Below are 16,137 nucleotides of genomic sequence, written 5' to 3' on the forward strand. Positions count from 1 at the left end.
GCGGGGTGGGAGACTCCGACCGGGGCCGGGGGTCGACGACTAGTCGACGACGACGTGGCGCAGCGAATGGTGCGGTTCCAGCCCGAGCTTGGCCCACAGTCCACGCCCGGCGGAGTTGTTCGCGAACACGTGCAGGTGACATTCCTGCGCCCCGAGGCTCACTCCCCAGTCGACGAGCGAGCCGGTGACCACCTCGGCAAGTCCGCGACGGCGGTGGCCGTCCGCGGTCTCGACGCAGGAGACCGCGATTCTCGCGGCGCCGTCGGGTCCGGCGGTGACGGCGCCCCGGGCGATCGCGGCCAACTCCCCGCCTTCCTCGAGCCTGGCGAACACGGCGTGGCCGCCGGGGCCGGGTTCGCCGGCGTCGGGTCCGGTGCTGACGAGCCCGGCCGTGGCGAGCATGGCAGGCCGGACGCGCTCGGGGTCCAGGCCAGCGGTGGCGTGGTAAAGCGCCAGCCAGTCGTCGTCGGGGCGTTCCGCTAGCGTGACCGCCGGGCGGCTGTCGGCGGGGAACGCGGCGTCGACCACCTCGAGCAGGTCGTGGCTGTCGACGGTGCAGAGCAGTAGTTCACGGTCAGCCCGGATCCGCCCGGGATCCACGTGCGCACCGTTGAGCATCATCTGGTCGGACCGGACCAGCCGGTCCACGTCCACCAACCGCAGTGGCAACCCGCGGGCGGCGTACCAGTCGCGCACCCCGTCGAGCTCCGCACAACTGGCCCACGGCAGGACGGGCACGGCCGAGTTGCCGCGGTACGACCAGTCGTCACCCGCACGGCAGAACCATCCGTCGACCAGGGAGTACTCCGTGCCGGGCCACGCCAGCGCGCCGGCGTACTCGTGCGCCCGGATGTCGCGAGCCCGCACCGGCCGCGGCGGGATCACCTTGAGTACCGCGATGGTCGCGTCGGGGATCCGCACCTGCTCACCGGACTCGCGAGAGACGACCAGTTCCGGCTCGAGCTCGACCACGTGGCCGATGACATCCGTGTACAGGTGTGAGGTCTGGCCTGCCTCCAGATGCCGACGCACCACCACGCGATCGCCCACCGCGACCTGGCGGCCGGCGTTCCACCGGGACCGCTTCGACAGGCCCCGGTCCGGCTCAGCCATGGTCGGTGACGACCTCGTCGTCGTCGTCCTCCTCGTCGGCGAACGGGTCCGGCTCGGTGGCCGGGTCCCAGCTCAGGCCCGGTACGCCCCAGCCGGCATCGCGGATGTGACGCTTGGCGGCCTTGCGGTTCCGCCCGATGAGGTGATCGGTGTAGACGAAGCCGTCGAGGTGGCCCACCTCGTGCTGCAGGCAGCGGGCGAACAGTCCAAAGCCCTCCACCGACACGGGCTTGCCGTGCTCGTCGGTGCCAGTCACCCGCGCCCACCACGCGCGACCTCGCGGAAAGTTCACGCCGGGGACGGACAGGCAGCCCTCGAGATCGTCCTCCGGGTCCGGCATCGTCTCCGGGATCTCGGACGTTTCCAGCACCGGGTTAATGATGCAGCCGCGTCGGTTGAGCCAGCCGCGAGCGTTAACCTCGTCGCGGGTGACGCCCTCACCGTCCTCGGTATCGAGGTCGGGGCAGTCGTAGACGAACAGTCGCTTGCGCACACCGATCTGGTTGGCGGCCAGCCCCACCCCGTTGGCGGCGTCCATCGTGTCGTAGAGGTCCTGCACCAGCTCGGTGAGCTCCTCGGGGGACTCGGTGACGGGCTCGGTGGGCGCGTGGAGCGCAGGATCGCCGAGGATGACGATGGGACGGACGGCCATGGTGGTCGATTCTAGAGCGCCGGGCATGGCAGCGTGTCGGAGGTGTGTGGTTCACTACGGGAGAATGACAACGGTGTGATCTGCCAGCTGTGATCTGCCAGCACAGGCCAGCACAGGCCAGCACAGGCAAGCACAGCACGCCCACACTTCACGCCGGCACACCACTGGCGTACACCACCCCCCCGTACACCGGTATCCCAGGAGGCGCGCACATGAGTCGATCGGCCGCCGCAGCACACGAGGTGCACGTCAAACGCGGGCAGGATCTGAGCGAACTGAACGCTGCTGACCCCGTCCTGTCCGACCGCGACCGGGCGATGCTCGAGTTCGAGCGGCAGTGGTGGAAGTTCGCTGGCTCCAAGGAAGAAGCGATCCGGCAGCAGTTCGACATGTCGGGCACCCGCTACTTCCAGATCCTCAACGACCTCATCGACCGCCCCGAGGCCCTGGCCGCGGACCCCCTCCTCGTCAAGCGTCTGCGCCGTATGCGCTCGAGCCGACAGAAGGCACGCGCGGCGCGCAACCTGGGAATGCGGCTCGACTGACCTAGACTCGGCCGCGTGAGCTCCCAGTCCGACACCCCGCAGCCCGACAGCCCGCAGCCCGGCGATGCCGAGTTCGGCAGCCCGCACGGCGCCGACGACCGGTACGCCCCGGGTGATGGCCCGGCCGTCGACGAGCCGAGTGGTCCCCCGTACCGCGCCATTGCGATGGTGCTGCTCGCCGCCGTGGTGGTGGCGGTCGGAGTCGGGCTGGTCCAGCTGTTCGGGAGCGACGACGATGCCGGCCCCACCGCCGCCGAGGCCACCTCCCAGGTCGAGCAGAACGGGCAGGCCCAGCAGGGCGCCGACGGCGAATCCGGCGCGGCTGGTGCCGACGGTGCGGGAGACCCGAGTGCCGGAAACGGTGAGGCCGGCGCGAATGGCGCGGACGTCGCGCCCGGTGGGGCCGACGCGCCGGCCCCGCCGCCGGGGGATCCCGCAGCACCCGGACAGGATCGGCCCGCGGGCGAGGCTCCTGCAGGCGCGGTGCCGGACGTGACGACCGTCCCCGTGCAGATCTTCAACAACAGCACCGTCACCGGCCTGGCCGCCCGCACAGGCGAGGCGCTGCGTGAGAACGGCTTCGCGGTCGGAGACGTCGCAAACATGCCGTCTAACCGTGGCGTCGTCCCCGAGTCGACCGCGTTCTACGGCCCCGGCCCCGGTGAGCAGCAGGCCGCCCAGGCGATCGCCGCGCAGTTGGGCATCACCGCCCAGCCGCGACCAGCGGATCTCGCGGGAGAGGCCCCAGGGGTGATCGTGATCGTCACCCAGGATCTCAACCGCTGACGTCTGAGGATATGATGAGCCCGAGCATCCCGTCCGCGGGATGCGCGCTCACTAGCGACTTGCAGCTTCCCGAGATCGAAGGAGCCCCCATGGCCCCGCGTCAGACCGCCCGCCGCCTCCTGGTCGCGGCTCCCGCCCTCGCCCTCGCGTTCGCCGTGGCCGCGTGCAGCCCGCCCAACGAGCAGCCGGCCGAGGCCGACGCGCCGTACACGCTGCCCAGCTACACCGAGGACGCCAGGCCGACCAGCTCGATCCCGGCTCCGCAGGAGACCACCCCGGCTGACAGCGCCGAGGGCGACGCCACCGAGACCGGCATGCCCGGCGCGGAAGGCGGCGCAGAGGGTAGCGGCCAGGCCCCCGCCGGCGCTGGCGTCGGCGCCCCGAGCCCCGCGCAGCAAGGCGGAATCGCCCCCGCGCAGCCCGCCCCCTGACCTTTCGGCGCCCAGCGCCGCACTTAACGTCGAGACGAGCGTCCCGCACACATCGCCCCGAAACGGGCGCGTGCGGGACGCTCGTGGCGTTGGGCGGCCGTTCCGGTCAGGAACTCCGGTGGTTGTCGATGTCTTTAGCGGTGAATTTCTCCAGCACCGGGGCCTCGTGAGTGATGGTGCCGTCCTCGACGCTCTCCCGGTAGGCGAGGTTGCCCATCCGGTTGGCGATCACGGGCGCGGTGCTCACGGCGACCATGGCTGCCAGCACGAGCATTCCGAGGTCAATGTCCGGGTAAATCCGGACCCCGGCACCGAACAGGATCAGCACGAGCCCGAGGACCTGCGGCTTGGCCGCCGGGTGCATGCGGCTCAGGGTGTCGCGGAATCGGACGAGGCCGATGGCGCTGGCCAGAGTGAGCAGTGCCCCGGCGAGGACGAACAGCGCGGAGACGATCTCCACCAGGTTGTCAGTCATGAGAGTGTCTCCTCGGGGGATCCGACGTTGTCGCCGACGCGGAAGCGGGCCACGGACACCGATCCGAGGAACGCGACGAGGGCGAGCGCGACGAGCGCGGCCACCGGTGTGGTGTCCCTGGTCCAGGCGATGTAGACGCCGAGGCCGCCCTGGGCGACCGCGACCAGCGTATCGAGCGAGATCAGGCGGTCGAGGGTGTTGGGTCCGGCGACGAGTCGGATCATGGTGAGGGCCAGCGCCGCCGTCAGTGCGATGATCGCCAGGGTCCACAGGATGAGTGAGATGGTCACCGGGGGACCTCCTGTTCTGAGGTGGCGCCGGACTCCGTGGGCCCGTTCGTGCCTTCGGCCGTCGGGCCGCTGTCGGCGGGGGCCCAGTAGTGCTCTGGGCTCGGCCGCCAGTCCTCGTCGCGTTCGAATGCCCGCTTGTAGATCTTCTCGACGTGCGCGGTCTGGTGTCGGAACTGTTCCACGGCCTTGTCGCTGCCGGCGTCCAGCACGTGGATGTACACGTATCGGGCGACGGGATCGACGCGGACGACGATGCCGCCCGGCAGGAGGTTCAGGGTATTGACGGCCAAGGCGAGGGTGAAGTCGGACTTCAGCCGCATCGGTGCGCGTAGCACCGCGGAACGGGGCGGGGCGGTTGGGCGGACCGACAGCCAGGCAACGGCGATCGATGAGCGGACGAGATAGTAGGCCACCACAAGCACCAACCACACCGTGGACACCGGGCGCAGCAGCCCCTCCACGGGAACTCGGGGGAGGGGGAGCACCACCATGACGAAGGTCGCCACCAGCAGTCCGGCGGCGATGGTCCCGATATCGGTGTTGCCCCACAACAGGACCCATGCCGCGGCCAGCCACAGGGTCATGCTCAGTCGGGCGCCGAATACCCGGGGCTCCATCTTGATCTTCCTGGCCATGTCAGCGCACCCCCGTCACGGAGTCGACGACACGGCCGGGCGACGCATCGGCGGGGACGGTCTCAAGGTACTCACTGCGCCCCATCAGGCTCGCGGCGGCGCCGTCGGTGACCTCGAGGAGTGGGCCCGCGAAGATGGTCATGAGCAGTGAGACGGCGATGAGCGCCCAGGTGGGGGCGAGCATGGTCCACGGCATCCGGCCGACCTCGTCGCGTTCGTCGAACTCGACGTACTCGTCGGACGGCAGCAGTGCGAGCGGCTTGGCCAGGGCAATCGCACCCTCGGGGGCGTCGGCGCGGGGGCGCCAGAACGCCTTGGACCACACGCGCGTCATCACGTAGAGAGTGAGCAGGCTCGTGACCATGGCGCCCGCGACGAGAACCCACATGAGTGCGCCGCCGACCTCGGCCCCCGCCTGGATCACAGCGAGTTTGCCGACGAAACCGGAGAACGGCGGGATGCCACCCAGGTTGAGCGCCGGGACGAGGAACGTGACGGCCAGCACCGGGCTGACGACGCCGAGTGACCCCAAGCGGCGGAGGGAGGACGAACCCGCCTGCCGTTCGATCAGGCCCACGACGAGGAACAGCGTGGTCTGGACGATGATGTGGTGACCGACGTAGTAGATCGCGGCGCTCAGCCCGGCCTCGGTGGACAGGGCGATGCCGAAGATCATGTAGCCGATGTGACTGACCAGCGTGAACGACAGTATTCGTTTGATGTCCGACTGGGCGATCGCGCCGAGGATGCCGACGACCATGGTGAGCAGGCCGGCCACCAGGAGGACCCCGTCCATGCTGCCGCCGGGGAACACCAGGGTGTGGAAGCGGATGATCGCGTACACGCCGACCTTGGTGAGCAGGCCAGCGAACACGGCGGTGACCGGGGCGGGCGCGGTCGGGTAGGAGTCCGGCAGCCAGGTGGAGAGCGGGAACACGGCGGCTTTGATACCGAACGCGACGAGGAACACCGCGAAGATGGTGTTCCTCACACCGTCCGGGACCTCGGCCATGCGGGTGGCGAGTTGCGCCAGGTTGAGGGTCCCGGTGGCGGAGTAGGTCAGCGCGATGCCGAGGAGAAAGACGGTGGAGGACACCATCGACACGACGGTGTACGACACACCCGCGCGGACGCGTTCCTGGCTGGCCCCCAACGTCAGCAGAACGTAGGAGGCGGCCAGCAGGATCTCGAACCCAACGAAGAGGTTGAACAGGTCGCCGGCGATGAACGCCGCGTTGAGGCCGGCCGCCAACGCGAGGTAGGTGGGTAGGAATACCGAGGTCGGCTGGTCACCGTCGCCGTCACGGACACCCTGACCGACGGCGTAGACGATGACAGTCAGCAGGACCACGGCGGACACACACAGCATGAGCGCGCTGAGCCGGTCCGCGACCAGGGTGATGCCGACCGGGGCGTCCCACCCTCCCACCTGGACGGTGTGCATCCCGTGCTGTTCGGTGAGCACCAGCAGGATCCCCGACACGGCCAGCACCCCGGCCAGGGTGATGATCGTGATGATGTTCTGGACCCGCGGCCGGCGGGAAACGACCAGACACAGGGCGGCCGCCAGCAGCGGGCCGAGGAAGACGGACGGGATGAGGTAGCCGAAGAGATCGGGGGAGATCACAGGTCCTCCTCTTCTCCGGTCGCCTTGTCGCGCCGCTCGCGACGGTTCATCCTTCGGGCTTCGGCCTCGGCTCGCGACGTGGCCTCCGCGCGGGTGCCCGCGGCGGCCTCGGCCTCGGCGTCCTCGAGGTCCTCGTCGTCGTAGTCCACGTAATCACCGAGCTCCGTGGGCAGGCCTGTGGTCAGGTCGTCGGAGGCGTCGCGGTCGGGCGCCGACCAGGTGTCGGTGGGGGAGCGCTTGGCGATCTTGGTGTCCTCGGCGTCGTCCGCGACCTCATCCACGGTGGTGAACTGGTACGAGCGGTAGGCCAGCGCGAGGATGAACGCGCCGACGCCGGCGGTGATGACGATGGCGGTGAGGATCATCGCCTGGGACAGTGGGTCGGAGTCGACGGCGTTGTCGCCCCAGCCCCGGTCGCGGATGGGCGGGTTCCCGGGGGCGCCACCTGAGGCCAACAGCAACAGGTTGACGCCGTTGGACAGGATCATGATGCCGAGCAGGATCTTGATGATCGACCGCTCGAGCAGTAGGTAGACGCCGGCGGCGCTGAGGATGCCGGCGAGGAAGAGCAGCGCGAAGTCGGCGGTCATGGCATCCCCCGGGGAGAGGCGCCCTGGTTCTCGGCGGCCTCGAGTCGGGCGGCGCGGCGGGCGGACAGATCGGACCTCGGCGCGGCGCCGTCGACGCCGGGGACGCTGCGCAGGGAGGCGGTGGACGGCGAATCGGTGGCGTCGACGTAGATGGCGCGGAGTTCCGCGAGGTCCTCGGCGTCGAGATCGAGCCGGGCACCGAGACTGCGGAGGATGTCGAGAACGAGGCCGACGACGATGAGGTACACCCCCGCGTCAAAGATCATCGCCGTGACGAACTTGACGTCACCAAACACCGGGAGCGTCCACTCGAAGGTGGCGCTGGACAGTGGGGGCGCGCCGAACGCCATGGAGGTGGCGGCCGTCCCGGCGGCGAGCAGGAGTCCGACCCCGAGGATGCGGCCGGCATCGATCGGGAGGGCCTCCCCGAGTTCGTAGCGGCCGCCGGCGATGTACCTCAGGACCAGGGCGAGGCCCGCCACCAGGCCGCCGGCGAAGCCGCCCCCGGGGTTGTTGTGGCCGGCGAAGAAGAAGTACAGGCTGAGGATCATCATCGTGGGGAAGATGAGCCTGGTGGTGACTTCGAGGACAAGGGAACGGGCGCGCGGGTCGCGGACGGTCGCGCCGACGAGCCAGCGGCCCGGGGACGCGCCGGGCGCCTCGATGACGATCCGGGCCGCCTCCATGCCGCGTCGGCCGGAGCGGGTCTTGTCGGCGTCGGCGATGCGCGGCCCCGAGCCGTAGCGACGGTTACGGAAGACCAGGCTGGCCACACCGGTGGCGGCGACGAGCAGCACCGTGATCTCGCCGAGGGTGTCCCAGGCGCGGATGTCGACCAAGGTGACGTTGACGGCGTTGGCGCCGTTTCCGATGCCGTAGGCGATGTCCGGGAAGACCGTGGACACGGCCGGGTCCTGGCGGGCGTTGATGGCGTAGGCGCCGACGATCACCACGAGCAGGCCCACCCCGATGCCGAGCCAGGCACGCATCCGTCGGAAGCCGGCAGACAGCGGGACCTCGGCGGGCATTGTGCGCAGCACGAGGACGAACGCCACCATCATCAGCGTCTCGACCAGGACCTGGGTGAGTGCCAGGTCAGGGGCGCCGTGGAAGGCGAAGATGATGGCGAGACCGTAGCCGGTGACGGACATGCTGATCACCGCGGCGAGGCGGTTGCGCAGGACGGTGGCGGCGACCGCGGCGATGGCCATGGGGATCATGACGAACAGCACGACGGGGTTGTTCGACAGTTCCATTCGCAGGCCCTCGCGGGTGCCGACCAGCAGGGAGACGAACGGGAACAACACCAGCGTGAACAGGATGATGCCTAGAGTCAGCGGGAGGGAGCCGCGCTGGATGCTCGCCGTCAGGCGCAGTGACAACAAGTCGAAGAAGCGCAGGACGGCGTCGTAGATGCGGTCGGCGTTACCCAGAGCGGGCGACTCGAACTGCATGCGCTCAACCGTCCGCTGGGCGACGTAGAGCATGGTCCCCAGCACGTACACGACCACCGTGAGCGCCAGTGGGACGTCGAGGCCGTGCCACAGCCCGAGGTGGTAGGTCTCGCCGCCACGCCACGGGCTTCCGGGAGGGAACGCGGCGTCCACGAAGCGGGCGAGGAGGTTCTCGACGGGGGCCGACCACAGTCCGAGCACCAGGCCGGCCACGGCGAGGGCGGCGGGGACCGAGAGGAACAGCGGGCTGACGGGCTTTGAGTCGGCGACGGCGGGGCTGATCCCGTCGCGGAAGGACGCCTTCGCGCGGAAGGCGCCCATGACCAGGCGGGCGGTGTAGGCGAAGGTGAGCACCGAACCCGCGACCAATCCCGCAGTGACGACGAGTGACGGCATCCCGTGCAGTCGCTCCTCGGACAGCACCGTGGCGAACGCGGCTTCCTTGCCGATGAACCCCAGGAGCGGAGGCAGTCCCGCCATCGAGGCGGCGGCGAGCGTGAAGAACACCGCCAGGGCGGGGCGGGTGCGACCGAGGCCGGACAGTTCGCGGATCTCGCGGGTCCCGGTGGTCTTGTCGATCACTCCGACCGCCATGAACAGGGACGATTTGAACAGCGAGTGGGCCAGTAGCATGGTCAGCCCGGCAAGCATGGTGTTCCGGGAGCCGATTCCCACCAGCACCAGCAGGAAGCCCAGCTGCGATACCGTGCCGAAGGCCAGCACCAGCTTGAGATCGGTCTCGCGCAGCGCCCGCCATCCGGCCATGAGCAGGGACCCCAGTCCCAGGGCGATGAGGGGCAACTGCCACGTGGCCGAGCCGGACATCCCCGGGCTGAACGCTGCGACCAGGAAGACTCCGGCCTTGACCATGGCTGCGGAGTGCAGGTACGCGCTCACCGGGGTCGGGGCGGACATCGCCCCCGGCAACCAGAAGTGCAGGGGCGCGATGGCGGATTTGCTCGTCGCGCCGACGATGACAAGTGCGAGCGCCCAGTGCACGAGCGTCCCGGACGGCGGGGACGCGACGATGTCGCTGAGCAGGTACGACCCGGCCTCCTGCGCCAGGATGATCATGCCGACGAGCATCGCCAGCCCGCCGAGGGTGGTCACCAGCAGCGCCTGCGTGGCTGCGCGGCGGGACGTGGCCCGCTCGGCGTAGTGGCCGACCAGCAGGAAACTCAGGACGGAGGTGATCTCCCAGAAGATGTACAGAAGGATCATGTTGTCGGCCACAACCAGCCCGAACATGACGCCCGCGAAGGCGACGAGTTCCGCCGCGAACAGGTGTAGCCGCGGTTCGGAGTCGTCGAAGTACCAGGTGCAGTAGATGAGGACCAACGCGCCCACACCGAGCGCGATGAGGGACATCAGCGCGGACAGGGCGTCCATCCGCAGGTCCAGCGCGAGGTGGACAGTGGGAGCCCACTGGATGGACTCCGTGGGAACGCTGTCGAGGTGGGCTGCCACCCACACCGCACCGGCGGCGGGGACCAGGGCCAGTAGCGGGAAGGCGCGGCGACCCAGCCTCAACACCAGCGGAATCGCGATCAGAGCGGCCACGGCATGGGCCGCGAGGATCACGATCACCGGCGGCTCCTCTCCTAGCGTCGATCGGACGACGACGTGCGGACGAACCCGCCGTGAAACGGCGGGGAGCCGGGGGTCGACCGGGGCGTGGTTCCAGCGATCACTTTACAGAACAGTGTTTCTGGCCCACCTTCAGCGCAGGTGGAGGAGGGTGGCGGCACTGAGTAGCGCGGAGATGGAGGCATCGGAGGAGGTCTGCCCGAACCCCAGCGCCCACGTCTCGCGTCGGCCGCAGCTGGCCCGCAGGATGGTGCACCAGGATTCGGTCTGGCCGAAGGAGTGGCCCTCGTACTGGTGGAAGCGCTCGATCTCGGTCCGGGCGCCGACTTGGCCCAACATGTCGGACATGGCCGCGACGTCGCCGCAGGACTCGGTGGTCAGTCGGTGGGCGGTGAACTCCCCGGGGGCATCCCCGGCCGTGCGGGTGGCCAGGATCGCCTCGTAAGCGGTGATGCCCCGGCCGAGTGGGCGGCGCGAGAAGTCGGACAGATGGAAGTGGTCAGACGACGGCGCGTAGGTATCGACCAGTGTGCGCCAGTCCAGACCCGCGGCCGCGGCGGCGAACCCCCGCGGCAGGCGGCGACCGAACCGCGTGAAGAAAGGGCACGAGGACGTGGTTGACGTCGTGTCGGGCTGGTCGAAGGTGGTGTTGGCGGTGGTGTTCATGGCGTTCTCGTTTCTCTACGTCGGTACAGTGACCGACGGAGAAGGAGTAACCACGCAACAGGGGTGCCGGTCTGTCAGGCCCCGTTACGTCCGGCTACTACGAGAATCTTCCGCATGGCTACACACAGTAGGCCGCCAGCGCGAATCCCGCCACTCAGCTCCACCGCGGCTCAGATTTCGCGCGGGTCAGTTCTCGCGCCGCTCGGCGAACTGCCGCAGGTTCTCCACCTGCTCCGGATCGAGTGAGGCCCTGACCGCGCGGCGGGCGCGCGCCACGTCATCGGCGGTGACCTCGGCGGCGTCGATGTCGCGCCGCATCGCGGTCAGCGCCGACTCCCGCAGCAGGGCCGCGCAGTCCGCTGCCGAGTAGCCGTCCAGACCGGCGGCGAGTTCTGCCAGGTCCACGTCCTCGGCCAGGGGGACGTCCCGCCCGGCGGCCCGGAGGATATCGGCGCGGGCCTCGGCGTCGGGCGGGGGCACAAAGACCAGGCGCTCCAGCCGCCCCGGACGCAGGAGGGCTGGGTCGATGAGCTCGGGGCGGTTGGTGGCGCCGAGGATCACCACATCTCCCAGTGGTTCCGCCCCGTCGAGCTCGGTGAGCAGGGCTGCGACCACACGGTCGCCCACTCCCGAGTCTCCGGTCTGACCGCGGCGCGGGGCCAGCGCGTCGATCTCGTCGAGGAACACCAGCGAAGGCGCCGAATCGCGGGCTTTGCGGAACAGGTCGCGTACGGCCTTCTCCGAGGACCCGACCCATTTGTCCATGAGCTCGGCGCCCTTGACCATGTGCACCGTTAACCGACCACTCGCGGCAAGGGCCCGCACGATGAATGTCTTGCCACAGCCCGGTGGGCCGTACAGCAACACGCCCCTCGGTGGCTGCACTCCGAGCCGTTCGAAGGAGTCGCGGTGCTGCAGCGGCCACAGCACCGTCTCGGTGAGCGCCTGACGCACCTCCCGCATGTCACCCACGTCGTCGAGGGTGATTGATCCCAGGCTCAACTCCGCGGTGCCCGACCGCGACAGCGGACGAATCACACCTATCGCCCCCAGTAGATCGTCCTGTTCGAGGCGGGCGGCCGAAGGGACGGACCCATCCTCGCCTGCAGCCCGGCCGGCCGCCCGCAGGGCCGCCTCCCGGGTGAGAGCCCGTAGGTCGCCGGCGACGTAGCCGGGAGTGCGGTCGGCGACGGCCGGCAGATCCAGGGTCGCGCTGGGAACGCCCCGGAGCATGACTTCCAGTAGTGCGGCACGGTCGGCCGCATCAGGCAGGGGCAGGTCCAGGACCCGGTCGCACACGTCGGGTTCCCGCAGCCGGGCATCGGCATCGTCGGGGCGCACGCACGTTGCCACCAGAACCGACCCCGGGGCGGCGACCACAGAGCGCAACCGGTCAAGGATCAACGTGGACACCGGCTCGGTCTGGGCGGGCAGCAGCGCATCGACATCGGTGACGAGCAGGATTCCGCCCTTCTCGCGGGCCCGTTCGGCCGCCGCCCGCACCGTCTCCAACCGTGACGCCGGGTCGAGCGCCCCGATCGAGGGCCCGTCGACGACCTCGAGTCGCCGTGTTCCCGCGACCGAGCGGACGAGGGTCGCCTTGCCGACGCCCGGCGGTCCCGCCACGAGCACCCCGAGGTGCGGTGACGCGCCCAGCGTGCGCAGCAGCTCCGACCGATCCAGAGCGAGCGAAAGCCACTGCTCCAGCACCTCGGCCTGGTCGGCGACGCCCACGAGGTCCTCCCTCGCGACGGCCGCGATGGCCGAACCGCCGGCCACATCCGTGCTCCCGGCACTCGCGGGAGCGGTCGGGCCCGCTGAGCTCGTCGTCGTCGTTCGTCTCGCGCCCGCGGTGCTGGCGCCGCCCGTTCCCGCGTCGGATGCCACCGCGCTAGTCATCACGGCGGTGGTCATGACTGCGGTGGTGGGCTGGACGGAGACGATCCCGTCGGGCACGGTCGCGGTGACGGTGAGCAGCTCGGTGCTCCACTGCACGCCCATGGTGTTGCGCAGCGTGCGGGTGGTGTCGGAAGTGGGGAAGTCGGGGCCGAGATCACGCGGCAGCAACGTGACGGAGTCGCCGACGCGCACGACCTTCCCCAGCAGCGCCGACCGCAGCACTCGCTCGGCGACACCACGGCCTGCCGGGGGTAAACCCTGCACCTCGATGGATTGCGCCCCGGTCACCGGTGCCGCGCGCACCGTGACCCGGGCGTCCTCGCCCAGACCACAGTTGGCCGCCACCACTTCATCGACCACCAGTACGCCGCTGGGAGCATCTTTGGCCGCCGCGGCGACCACGGCGCCGGTGGTGCGGGCTCCCACGATCTCGAGGGCGTCCCATTCCCGCATCCCCAGCGCGAGAATCACCTCGGGGCGCGCGCGGACGATCCCCCGTCGGGAGTCGGCCGCGGACGCCGACAGGCGCAGGGTCAGGTCAAGATCCGGGCGGGGGTTCACGCGAGTGAGCGTATCGCGGCCAGTCCGGGGTGCCCGGGGTCCCGGTGGGGCTACAGGGCGCCCCGGATGGCGTTCCAGGCGACGGGGATCTGCTTGGAGTAGTACGACCAGTTGTGCATCCCGGTCGGCAAGTGATCGATGCGCGCCGGGATACCCAGCTCGCGCAGGCGGCGGTCCGCGGCGCGCGTGCATTGACCGGTGGCCTGCTCGAGCGCCATGCCGGCGACGAAGTTGGGAGCATCGTTGTTGTAGTTCTCCCAGTCGCCCGGGTTGGCGACGCCAGTGCCGGACGAGAGGTAAATCGCCTTACCCCGCAGCTTGTCGGCGTTGATCATGGCGTCGTTGGACACCCACTGTGCGTTGCCCGGCTCGCCCCACATGTTGGTCAGCGTCGCACCGCGACTCTCTACGGTGTAGCGGGTGAGGATCTGCCCGAGGGCGTCGGTGGAGTAGCAGCCCGAGACGCCGAAGACGGCCTTGTAGAGGTCGGGGTGGCGGGTCGCGATGGTCACGGCCGCGCCGGCGCCCATTGAGATACCACCGATCGCGCGGCTGCGATTGGAACTGACCTGAGGTTCCACGAGCGCAGGCAGATCGCGGGTGATGAAGGTTTCCCACTTGCTGAGGCCCAGAACCGGGTCCTGCTGGTTCCAGTCCGCCCACATCGAACCCTGACCGCCGGTCGGGATGACGAGGTTGACGTTCTGGTCACGGAACTGCTCGGCCGCACCCCACTGCATGAAGCCGCTGGGCAGCTCGGAGCCGACACCGTCGAGGAGGTAGAGGAACGGCGCGTTGGGGTTGGCGGCGCGGTAGACCTCTACGGTGATCCCGCGCTTCATGTCAGCGGAGTCGATGAGCCACCGCTCATAGCGACCGTCGATGTCCTTGCCCACAACCCGCGTCGTGGTGATGCTCGGGTTGGGTTGCGGCGCCGGCGGCGGCGGCCCGGCGAACATGTTTGGTGAGAAGCCGAGGCGGTTGGCGATGCCCATCATCGACGACCCGGAAGAGCCGGGCAGATTGCCGAAGTAGAGGAGCTGGCTGAGGCTCTCCGGGGATATGGTGCCGAGCGCGTCGTTGGCGATCTGCTCGGGGCTGATCGACCCCGGCAGCGCCTGCGCCTGCGCCGAGGCGGGAGCCAGCCCTACTGCCAGCACGGTGGCGGTGGCGGTGGCGAGTAGAGCGCGACCCGCGCGGCGGACGCGGTGGGCGAGTTCGGGCACGGTCATGGCAGCTCCTTCTTCCGGGCGGCCGGAGCGTGCAGCCACCACTGGAAACAGTATCGACCCAGCCCGTCACACCGTTACCGGTATGGGCGCTGTGGGGGGCAGGCAGGCCGACCGCGCGGTTCTACGCCCGCCTGCGCCAGCTGTTCAGACGTACCGCTGGAGGAACGCCGCCTCGGCCAGCGCGATGCGCTCGATCTCCCGAGGGTCGACGCTCTCATCGGGGGAGTGGATCGCGGCCGCTGGGTCCTCGACGCCGAAGAGCGCGATGCTCGCGTCCGGATGCGCGCGCTGCAGCGCCGTGCACAGCGGGATCGACCCCCCGGAGCCCACCACTGCGACCTCGTCCGCGCCGTAGGCATGTGCGAGGCATTGCGAGAGCAGGTCGTGAACCGGGTTCGAGCCGCCGGCGGGGACCGAGCGGAACGGGTGACCAATGGCCTCTGGATCCACGCTGATCCGGGCGTTCCAAGGCCGGCGCCGCTCGATGTGCTCGCTGAGCAGTCGCTGCGCTTCGAGCGGATCCATGCCCGGCGGCACGCGCAGGTTGACCAGGGCGCGGGCGCGGGGCTGGACGGCGGCGATCGCACCCTCGACCGGCGGGCAGTCGATGCCCAGCACGGTCACCGCGGGCCGCGACCACACCAGGTCCGCGAGCGGCGCCGCCGTCGAGACCCCTACTCCCTCGAGGACCCCGGCGTCGGCGCGGAATGTCTCCTCGGGATAGGACTGACCGTCCCACTCGCCGGTGAAGTCCAGGCCGTCGACGGTGGTCGCCCCGGTGTGGGGGTCGCGCATCGAGGACAGGATCGAGATGAGCGCGGCCAGCGCGTCGGGCGCGGCGCCCCCGAACTGGCCGGAGTGGACGCCCGCCTCCAGGGTGTCGACGGTGACGACAAGGTTCGCGATCCCTCGCAGGCTGGTCGTGAGCGTGGGGGTACCGACCGCGACGTTCCCGGAATCAGCGATGAGGATTGCGTCCGCTGCCACCAGTTCGGGCCGATCGGCCACGAGATCGTCCAGCCCCCCTCCGCCGGTCTCCTCGGAACCTTCCACGACGAGTCGGATTCCCAGGCCGTCCAGCGGATCTGCGCCGTCACCGAGCGACGCGAGGGCGCGCAGGGCGGTGAGGTGTACGACGAAGTTTCCCTTGCAGTCCGCGGCGCCGCGGCCGTACCACCGGCCGTCGCGGTCGGTCAGCTCCCACGGCGACGTCGTCCACTCGCCCGGATCCCCGGAGGGCTGCACGTCGTAGTGGCTGTACAGCAGCACAGTGGGGCGACCGGGCGCGGCGGGTCGGTGGGCGAACACCGCGCGCGACCCGTCCGAGGTCTCGATCACCTCGACCGCGTCGGGGCCCAGGCCGGGGACCGGAAGGTCCGCCAGCAACGTGCGGACCAGATCGCAGGCGCGGGCGCAGGCATCGGGCTCGGCATCGTGCACCGACGGCACGGCCACGAGGTCGGCAAGGTCCGATCGGGCGCGGTCGAGCTGGGTGGAGACCGCGGAGGCGAGCGGTGCGAGATCGGGGTGGGGATCAGCGAACGCGGAGGAGTCGGCCATGCGCACAGAGTAGTTCCCTGATGCGACACGGTCT

Annotated in this window: 15 protein-coding genes; 3 read left to right on the forward strand and 12 right to left on the reverse strand. The window is 70.0% G+C overall.

Annotated features, from left to right (window positions below; all coding sequences use genetic code 11):
- Positions 1-39: 39 nt before the first annotated feature.
- The gene (locus FQ137_RS05580; protein WP_149291516.1) at positions 40-1,113 is read right to left on the reverse strand and encodes a GNAT family N-acetyltransferase; all 1,074 of its coding nucleotides are present in this window, start codon (positions 1,111-1,113) and stop codon (positions 40-42) included.
- Positions 1,106-1,765, reverse strand: a complete 660-nt coding sequence (locus FQ137_RS05585) for a peptide deformylase (protein WP_149291517.1) — start codon at positions 1,763-1,765, stop codon at positions 1,106-1,108. The genes FQ137_RS05580 and FQ137_RS05585 overlap by 8 nt, the downstream gene beginning before the upstream one ends.
- A 212-nt stretch (positions 1,766-1,977) precedes the next feature.
- Between FQ137_RS05585 and FQ137_RS05590 the strand changes: the two genes are divergently transcribed.
- From FQ137_RS05590 to FQ137_RS05600, 3 genes are all read left to right on the forward strand, one after another.
- Positions 1,978-2,310, forward strand: a complete 333-nt coding sequence (locus FQ137_RS05590; RefSeq protein ID WP_149291518.1) for a DUF3263 domain-containing protein — start codon at positions 1,978-1,980, stop codon at positions 2,308-2,310.
- 15 nt (positions 2,311-2,325) lie between these two features.
- Positions 2,326-3,096: a LytR C-terminal domain-containing protein gene (locus FQ137_RS05595; RefSeq protein WP_255583661.1), complete on the forward strand. Its 771-nt coding sequence runs from the start codon at positions 2,326-2,328 to the stop codon at positions 3,094-3,096.
- An 89-nt stretch (positions 3,097-3,185) separates the two neighbouring features.
- Complete coding sequence (locus FQ137_RS05600) at positions 3,186-3,527, forward strand: hypothetical protein (protein ID WP_149291519.1); 342 nt, start codon at positions 3,186-3,188, stop codon at positions 3,525-3,527.
- A 106-nt stretch (positions 3,528-3,633) separates the two neighbouring features.
- Here FQ137_RS05600 and FQ137_RS05605 read toward each other — a convergent pair whose 3' ends face one another.
- The 10 genes from FQ137_RS05605 to FQ137_RS05650 all read right to left on the reverse strand — a co-directional run bounded on the left by FQ137_RS05605 (position 3,634) and on the right by FQ137_RS05650 (position 16,103).
- Positions 3,634-4,002, reverse strand: coding sequence for a monovalent cation/H(+) antiporter subunit G (locus FQ137_RS05605; protein ID WP_149291520.1), 369 nt, complete (start codon positions 4,000-4,002; stop codon positions 3,634-3,636).
- Positions 3,999-4,292 (reverse strand): monovalent cation/H+ antiporter complex subunit F, encoded by a 294-nt coding sequence (locus tag FQ137_RS05610; RefSeq protein WP_149291521.1) that lies wholly within the window; start codon positions 4,290-4,292, stop codon positions 3,999-4,001. The genes FQ137_RS05605 and FQ137_RS05610 overlap by 4 nt, the downstream gene beginning before the upstream one ends.
- On the reverse strand, positions 4,289-4,927 hold the full coding sequence (locus FQ137_RS05615) for a Na+/H+ antiporter subunit E (protein WP_149291522.1): 639 nt from the start codon (positions 4,925-4,927) through the stop codon (positions 4,289-4,291). The genes FQ137_RS05610 and FQ137_RS05615 overlap by 4 nt, the downstream gene beginning before the upstream one ends.
- A gap of 1 nt (position 4,928) precedes the next feature.
- Positions 4,929-6,554, reverse strand: coding sequence for a Na+/H+ antiporter subunit D (locus FQ137_RS05620; protein ID WP_149291523.1), 1,626 nt, complete (start codon positions 6,552-6,554; stop codon positions 4,929-4,931).
- Entirely contained in the window at positions 6,551-7,144 is a 594-nt protein-coding gene (locus FQ137_RS05625) for a Na(+)/H(+) antiporter subunit C (protein WP_149291524.1), read from the reverse strand. The genes FQ137_RS05620 and FQ137_RS05625 overlap by 4 nt, the downstream gene beginning before the upstream one ends.
- Positions 7,141-10,185, reverse strand: a complete 3,045-nt coding sequence (locus tag FQ137_RS05630) for a Na+/H+ antiporter subunit A (protein ID WP_149291525.1) — start codon at positions 10,183-10,185, stop codon at positions 7,141-7,143. The genes FQ137_RS05625 and FQ137_RS05630 overlap by 4 nt, the downstream gene beginning before the upstream one ends.
- Before the next feature lie 132 nt (positions 10,186-10,317).
- Entirely contained in the window at positions 10,318-10,851 is a 534-nt protein-coding gene (locus FQ137_RS05635) for a hypothetical protein (protein ID WP_149291526.1), read from the reverse strand.
- A 186-nt stretch (positions 10,852-11,037) separates the two neighbouring features.
- A complete protein-coding gene (locus tag FQ137_RS05640) occupies positions 11,038-13,311 on the reverse strand; it encodes an AAA family ATPase (RefSeq protein ID WP_149291527.1) in 2,274 nt (757 codons plus the stop codon).
- Between the two features lie 50 nt (positions 13,312-13,361).
- On the reverse strand, positions 13,362-14,543 hold the full coding sequence (locus FQ137_RS05645; protein WP_149291528.1) for an alpha/beta hydrolase family protein: 1,182 nt from the start codon (positions 14,541-14,543) through the stop codon (positions 13,362-13,364).
- A gap of 144 nt (positions 14,544-14,687) precedes the next feature.
- Complete coding sequence (locus FQ137_RS05650) at positions 14,688-16,103, reverse strand: dipeptidase (RefSeq protein ID WP_149291529.1); 1,416 nt, start codon at positions 16,101-16,103, stop codon at positions 14,688-14,690.
- Positions 16,104-16,137: the final 34 nt, after the last annotated feature.

The sequence above is a fragment of the Dietzia sp. ANT_WB102 genome (assembly GCF_008369165.1).
GTDB lineage: Bacteria > Actinomycetota > Actinomycetes > Mycobacteriales > Mycobacteriaceae > Dietzia.